The organism is Pseudoroseomonas ludipueritiae, from assembly GCF_014490445.1.
GTDB classification, from domain to species: Bacteria; Pseudomonadota; Alphaproteobacteria; order Acetobacterales; family Acetobacteraceae; genus Pseudoroseomonas; species Pseudoroseomonas ludipueritiae.
On the sequence record NZ_JACTUZ010000237.1, the window covers coordinates 1 to 4463 of the forward strand.

The 4463-nt window shown below is 72.8% G+C and carries 5 protein-coding genes; 1 reads left to right on the forward strand and 4 read right to left on the reverse strand.

Annotated elements, in window-relative coordinates; all coding sequences use genetic code 11:
* A partial coding sequence (locus IBL25_RS24620; RefSeq protein WP_187781102.1) for a hypothetical protein occupies window positions 1-643 on the forward strand: 643 nt, incomplete at its 5' end.
* Window positions 644-880: 237 nt separating this feature from the next.
* Here IBL25_RS24620 and IBL25_RS24625 read toward each other — a convergent pair.
* From IBL25_RS24625 to IBL25_RS24640, 4 genes are all read right to left on the reverse strand, one after another.
* The gene (locus IBL25_RS24625) at window positions 881-2098 is read right to left on the reverse strand and encodes a multidrug effflux MFS transporter (RefSeq protein ID WP_187781103.1); all 1218 of its coding nucleotides are present in this window, start codon (window positions 2096-2098) and stop codon (window positions 881-883) included.
* Window positions 2095-2556, reverse strand: a complete 462-nt coding sequence (locus IBL25_RS24630; RefSeq protein WP_187781104.1) for a MarR family winged helix-turn-helix transcriptional regulator — start codon at window positions 2554-2556, stop codon at window positions 2095-2097. Before IBL25_RS24630 ends, IBL25_RS24625 begins: the two co-directional genes overlap by 4 nt.
* A 79-nt stretch (window positions 2557-2635) precedes the next feature.
* Complete coding sequence (locus tag IBL25_RS24635) at window positions 2636-3901, reverse strand: MFS transporter (RefSeq protein ID WP_187781105.1); 1266 nt, start codon at window positions 3899-3901, stop codon at window positions 2636-2638.
* A gap of 333 nt (window positions 3902-4234) precedes the next feature.
* On the reverse strand, window positions 4235-4463 hold a 229-nt coding region (locus tag IBL25_RS24640; RefSeq protein ID WP_187781106.1), incomplete at its 5' end, for a hypothetical protein.

Below are 4463 nucleotides of genomic sequence, written 5' to 3' on the forward strand. Positions count from 1 at the left end.
GGACCTGGACCTGCGCCCGGGCGAGCCGCTGCGCGGCACCATGGCGCGCTGGCTGCAGCAATGCCCGCATTGCGCCTATGCGGCGCCGGATATCGCCCGCGCCCACCCGGCGGCGGCCGAGGCCGTGGCCGCCGCCCCCTTCCGCGCCCTGGTGGCGGAAACCAGCTACCCACCCCTGGCCCGCCGCTTCCTCGCCTGGGCGCATGTGCTGGAGGAAACCGGCGCGCTCCATGCCGGGGCCGAGGCCACGCTGCATGCCGCCTGGGTGGCCGATGACATGAACCGCCCCGACCTCGCCGCCGAATGGCGGCTGGACGCGGTGGCGCTCTGGCGCAGCGGCCCGCCACTGGACGCCGAGCAAACGGTGCGGGTGATCGATGCTCTGCGCCGCGCCGGCGCCTGGCCCGATGCCGCCGCCACCGCCGAGGCCCTGGCCGCCAGCAACCCACCGCCCGCCGTGGCGCAGGTGGTGGCGCTGGAAGCGAAGCTGATCGCGGCGCAGGATACCGGGCGGCACACCATCGCCTCCGCCATGCCACCCAGCTACCCGCGGCCGCATGTGGCACAGCAGCGCATCGGGCGCGGCAAGCCCGGCGGCGGCTTCCGGGCCTGGCTGGCGCGGCTCTTCGGGCGCAGCGGCTGATCTCCCTGCGGTGGCAAGAGGCCATGAGGCCATACGAAGCCGGTAACAGCCGCGCTTATCGCTTCGGAATCATCATGAACAAGGGAGCAGAAGGGCTCCCTCGCCATGCTGATGCGGAGGCCGGCGCGGGCGGCCAGAGCAAATCCTGGTCAGGTGGAAGCACCTGATCGGGTGAAGATGCCCGCAAAAACAGAAGACCAGAGCGGCTGAAGTGAGCCAAGGCGAACGGAAGCTGCTCTAGGCGGCCCCGCGGCCCGGCGCCGGGCGCAGCGCCACCCAGAAGCTGAGCTGCGAAAGGATACCCGCCCCCGCCAGCACCAGGGCCGCCGCCAGGGCCGGGTCCTGCCCCAGGCCGGCCAGGGCGGTGCAGACCGCCCCCACCGCCATCTGCGTGAAGCCGTAAAGGCCGGAGGCCGAGCCGATCACCTGCGGGTCCACGCTGATGGCCTGGGTCAGCGCCGCCGGGCTGGCGATGCCGGCGCCCAGCGTGAAGACGAACATCGGCAGGATGGTCCACAACACGCTCAGCCGCCCGGACAGCACCATGCCCAGGAAGACGAAGGCCCCCAGCACGCTGACCAGATTGGCCCAGACCAGCACGCGGGGGATGGGCAGGCGCCGCGCCATCAGCCGGCTGGCCAGCATGCTGCCCAGCCAGACGCCGGAGATCAGCACGGCGAGGTAGAGGCCCACCTCATGCGCCGGCCGGTGCAGCCGGTCCGTGAAGATGAAGGGGGCCGAGGCCACGAAGGCATACATGGAGGTGGTGGCGCAGCCGCCGCCCACCGCATAGCCCAGGAAGACCGGCGAGCGGACCAGCCGCAGCGTGTTCCGCGCCAGGGTGGCGCCGCTCTGCACCGTGCGCTGCCCCGTCTCCGGCAGCATCCGCCAGGTGAAGAGGAGGTTGACCACCCCCAGCGCGCACAGCAGCACGAAGATGGAGCGCCAGCCCGCCAGCTCCGCCAGGGCGGTGCCCAGCAGCGGCGCCAGCCCGGGGCCCAGGGTCACCATCAGGTTCATCAGCGCCAGCCGCTGCGCCGCCTCCTGCGGCCCGGCCAGGTCGCGCACGATGGCGCGGCCCAGCACCAGCCCGGCGCAGCCGCCCAGCGCCTGGAACAGCCGCGCCGCGATCAGCGCCTGCACCCCCGGCGCCAGCACGGCCGCCAGGCCGGAGACGGCGTAAAGCGTCAGCCCCACCATCAGCACCGGGCGGCGCCCGTAGCGGTCGGCCAGTGGGCCATAGACCAGCTGCCCCACCGCCAGCCCCAGGATGTAGAGGCTGATGGTCATCCGCATCGCGCCTGGCCCGGCGCCGAGGTCCTGGCCCGCCAGCGGCAGCGCCGGCACGAAGACATGCATGGCCAGGGTGCCGCTGAAGGTCAGCAGGGCCAGCAGCCAGAGCGGCACGCGCGGGCGCGCCGCCACCGCCTCGGCCACGGGGGGCTGGTGGGTCATGGCGCGGCATCCTCCGTGGTCTCGGCCAGGTTGCGGCAGATGCGCGCCAGCACCCGGTGCGCCGTCTCGATCTCGGCCGCCTCCAGGCCGGCAAGGCCGTCATTGCGCACGGCGCGGGAGACATCTTCCACCCGCGCCACCAGAGCGCGGCCTTCGGGCGTGAGCAGGATGGCGCGGGCGCGGCGGTCGGCCTCTTCCTCCCGCCGTTCAATGAAGCCGGCGGCCTGGAGTGCGTCCAGCAGCCGCACCACCGAGGAGCCATCCAACCCCAGGGAAGCCGCCAGCTCCTTCTGCCGCATCGGCGCCGGGGCGCGGGCCAAGTGCAGCAGCGGCCGCCACGTGGCCTCGGAGAGGCCGAAGGGCTGCAGGCGCCGGTCCACGGCGCGTCGCCATTGCCGCGTGGCCTGCCCCACCAGCATGGCGAGGCCGCTGCGGATTTGTTCGTGCTCTGGTGTCATGGCATCCGCCGGTATAAATGCTGCTCCATTAATTGGTTTGTCATCTATAAGCCGGCAAAGCAACAAGGCGCTGCCTGCGCTAGGGGGCTGGGGCCTCCTCCGGCACCGGGCTGCGCACCGTGGCCAGGATGGCGGCGCCCAGTGCCAGGAAGACCAGCACGGTGGACATGCCCAGCCGCTGGCTGCCCGTCATGGCCGTCACCGCCGCCAGCGCCGCTGGCCCCAGGAAGCCGGTGATGCGGCCGGACAGCGCGAAAAGCCCGAAATAGGCCGAGACCTCCGCCGGCGGCGCCAGCCTGGCCATGAAGGAGCGGGAGGCCGATTGCGCCGGCCCCATGAACAGCCCCAGCACCATGGCGAGCGCCCAGAAGACCGGCTTGCTCTGCACCAGCACCAGCCCGAGCCCGATGGCGACAATGGCCCCCAGCGCCACCAGGATGGTGCGCCGCGACCCCAGCCGGTCCTCCAGCAGCCCGAAGCCCGCCGCACCCAGCCCCGCCGTGACATTCAGCGCGATGCCGAAGAGCAGGATCTCCTCGAAGGCCATGCCGAAGACCCCGGCGGCATAGATGGCGCCGAAGGCGAAAAGCGTGTTCAGCCCATCGGTGTAGAAAAGCCGCGCCAGCAGGAAGCGCCCCATGGCCGGGTGCCGGGGCAGGCGGCGCAGCACCGCCCCGATCTCCGCCAGCCCCCGCCGTGCCGCCTCCCCCCAGCGCGGGCGCGGCCCCGCCGGGTCCGGCAGCGCCACCAGCACCGGCCAGCCGAAGAGCAGCGTCCAGGCGGCGGTCAGCAGGGCGGTGGCGCGGATATGCTCCGCCTGCCCCCGGTCCAGCCCCAGCGGCGAGGGGTCCGGCAGCACGAAGAGCAGCAGGCAGACCCCCAGGCAGGCCAGCCCGCCGGCATAGCCCAGCCCCCAGGCCAAGCCGGACACCCGCCCCAGCCGCTCCGGCGGCGCCACCTGCGGCAGCATGGAATTGTAGAAGACGGTGCCCAGCTCGAAGCCCACCGTGGCGAGCCCGACGCAGGCCAGGGCCCAGAGCGCATCCTCCGGCCGGGGCCCGGCGAACCAGATCAGCCCGGTGAAGATGGCGGTCAGGACCGTGCAGAACAGCAGCATCAGCCGCCGCCGCCCGCCGGCATCCGCCACCGCCCCCAGCACCGGAGACAGCAGCGCGATGGCGATCCCCGCCAGCGTCTGCATCCAGCCCCACATCGCCTGCCCGCTGGCCGGGTCCGGCGCCACGCCCTGGGCGAAATAAGCGGCGATGACGAAGGTGGAGACAACGGTGGGAAAGGCGCTGTTGGCCCAGTCATAGAACGCCCAGGCCCAGGCCTTGCGGGTCATCGGCTGCGATCCTTCGACGATGTTGCGCGGGAGTGTGCCCCGGTGGGGGGATGGGTGGAAGGCGGGGCCAGAAGGGGCGCCGCCCCTTCCGGACCTTCCCCGCTGGGGTGACAGTGTCACCCCAGACCCCGCCATCTGTTTTTCCAGCCTGTAACGGCGTGGTTCCGCCGGAGGTCATCGACCTCCGGCGACTACGGGTTCAGCCTGCGGGGCTTTTCAGGTTTGAAGATTTCGCCGCGGCTGGCCGCCGCGCCTTATTCGAAGCGGGGTCCGGGGTGGACTTTCCACCCCGGCGGGGTGTCCAGAGGGGCGGCGCCCCTCTGGCCCGGCTGTTCAGCCCAGCACCCGCCCCAGTTCCCGCACCGCCACCGTCACGGCCGCCAGATCCGGCCGCGCCGATGCTTCCTGCGCCATGCGGGCCGCCGCATCGGCTTCCGGCAGTCCGGCGCCGCGCAGGCGGGCCGCTGCCAGCCGGGCCTGCAGGGCGTTCAGGTCATCCAGCAGCGCCGCCTTGGCGCGGGGGCCGAAGGCGCCCGGCGCATCGGCCTGGGTGGTGGCCTGC

Bases quoted from the DNA above. Each gene is read 5' to 3' on its own strand.
- IBL25_RS24625 (WP_187781103.1), bottom strand. From the start codon at position 2,098: ATGACCCACCAGCCCCCCGTGGCCGAGGCGGTGGCGGCGCGCCCGCGC.
- IBL25_RS24630 (WP_187781104.1), bottom strand. From the start codon at position 2,556: ATGACACCAGAGCACGAACAAATCCGCAGCGGCCTCGCCATGCTGGTG.
- IBL25_RS24635 (WP_187781105.1), bottom strand. From the start codon at position 3,901: ATGACCCGCAAGGCCTGGGCCTGGGCGTTCTATGACTGGGCCAACAGC.